A 267-nucleotide genomic window follows, 5' to 3' on the forward strand; every position below is an offset into this window, starting at 1 on the left:
GGCCGCTCCGTCGGGCGTCACTTCAGACATGGACACGACGACTCCTCGGGTCAAGATAGGTGTACAGAACATCGACGAAACTATTGACGAGCACGTAGATGACGGCGATCACGACCACCGCACCCAAGAGCATCGGCGAGTCGCCCTGTTGCGCAGCGCGAACGATCAGGCTGCCCATTCCGGGTAGTGAGAACAGCGTCTCGACGATCACGGTGCTGCCGATCATGCCGCCGAGTGCCAGACCCATCATGGTGATGAGCGAGAACG

The 267-nt window shown here is 60.3% G+C and carries 1 protein-coding gene; it reads right to left on the minus strand.

Features of this window, described 5'->3' with window-relative positions:
* Positions 1-22: 22 nt before the first annotated feature.
* Positions 23-267, minus strand: a 245-nt coding sequence (locus tag MTX36_RS29565; RefSeq protein ID WP_243623217.1) for an ABC transporter permease subunit, incomplete at its 5' end; no start/stop codon positions are given.

Source organism: Rhodococcus sp. ARC_M6 (genome assembly GCF_022810305.1).
Taxonomy (GTDB): domain Bacteria; phylum Actinomycetota; class Actinomycetes; order Mycobacteriales; family Mycobacteriaceae; genus Rhodococcus_F.